The sequence below is a fragment of the Niallia sp. MER 6 genome (assembly GCF_023714395.1).
In the GTDB taxonomy this organism is placed as follows: Bacteria; Bacillota; Bacilli; order Bacillales; family Cytobacillaceae; genus Niallia.
On sequence record NZ_JAMAUK010000095.1, the window covers coordinates 1 to 1,401 of the forward strand.

1 protein-coding gene is annotated in these 1,401 nt (G+C 34.8%); it reads left to right on the plus strand.

What is annotated here, in order from left to right:
- Positions 1 to 111: 111 nt before the first annotated feature.
- A protein-coding gene (locus M3600_RS28320) for an IS3 family transposase (RefSeq protein ID WP_251648557.1) occupies positions 112 to 1,401 on the plus strand; the annotation gives its coding sequence in 2 pieces (ribosomal slippage) (positions 112 to 499 and positions 499 to 1,401; 1,291 coding nt annotated over the 2 pieces). This gene is flagged as partial in the annotation.

The following is a 1,401-nucleotide window of genomic DNA, read 5'->3' on the forward strand; positions in this document are numbered from 1 at the left end:
TAAAATGTACCCTATAGAGTAGACACTAAAAAAAGTCTACCTATAGGGTGCTTTTTTGTATAATAAAGAAACACAACTAGAGAAAAAACAACATGGGACTGGAGATTTTTTATGAGTAATAGGATTTTTACAGAGAAAGAGATAAAACGACTATCAGCTAATAAGTACGTTAAATCTGTAAGTGCAAAAGGAATCACTTATACGGAAGAGTTTAAACATATTTTTATCGCAGAAAACGAAAAAGGTAAGCTACCAAGGGTAATATTTGAGGAATGCGGGTTCGATATAGATATTATTGGTATGCCTCGAGTTAGTTCTTCGGGAAAGAGATGGCGTGCTAACTATCGTGAAAATGGGGTATCTGGGTTACAAGATACCAGAAACGAGAATTCAGGAAGACCTAGTGAAAGAGAACTTAGCATGGAAGAGAAATACGCAAGACTAGAAGCTCAAAATAATTTATTAAAGGCAGAAAACGAGCTATTAAAAAAGATTCGTTTGGCAGAAAGGAGGATGAAAAAGTAGTTCTCCCTCCTTTCCAAAAATATCGCCTCATACATTCGGTAATTGAAAAATACCAATTGAAGCATATGGTGAGTTATTTATGTGATATCTCAGGTGTATCAAGAAGTGGCTACTATAATTACTTTTCTCAAAAGTCACACGAACAAAGAAAGAGAAAAGATGAACAGGATGAAGAAGTGAAGGCAATCATCTTAAAAGCATTTCATTTCAAGAATCGTAAGAAAGGGGCACGCCAAATTAAAATGACTTTGGCGGGTCAATTTAAAGTTGTCTATAATTTAAAACGTATACGACGAATTATGAAGAAATACAATATTATTTGTCCGATTAGAAAGGCAAATCCTTATAGACAAATGATGAAAGCTACAATGGAACACCGTGTTGTACCAAACCTTTTAAATAGACAATTTAAGCAAGGGATTCCAGGGAAAGTGCTTCTGACTGATATCACATACCTTTCCTTCGGCAAAGGGCTAAGAGCCTATTTATCAGCAGTTAAGGACAGTTCAACTGGTGAAATTCTAGCCTATCATGTATCGGATAGAATGACCTTGGAATTGGCAACAGTCACTCTCAAGAAGCTAAAGAAGAACAGAAACTTTACGTGTGCAAAAGATGCTTTCATTCATTCCGATCAAGGTGTTCATTATACAAGTCCTATCTTTCAAAAAGCAGTAAAAAAATTAGGGTTACGCCAATCTATGTCAAGACGAGGAAACTGTTGGGATAATGCCCCCCAAGAATCATTCTTTGGCCATCTTAAAGATGAAACCTCTATTAAAACATGTACAAGTTTAGATGAAGTAAAAAAGGAAATCAAACAATATATGATTTATTACAATTACTATAGATACCAATGGAACTTAAAAAAGATGA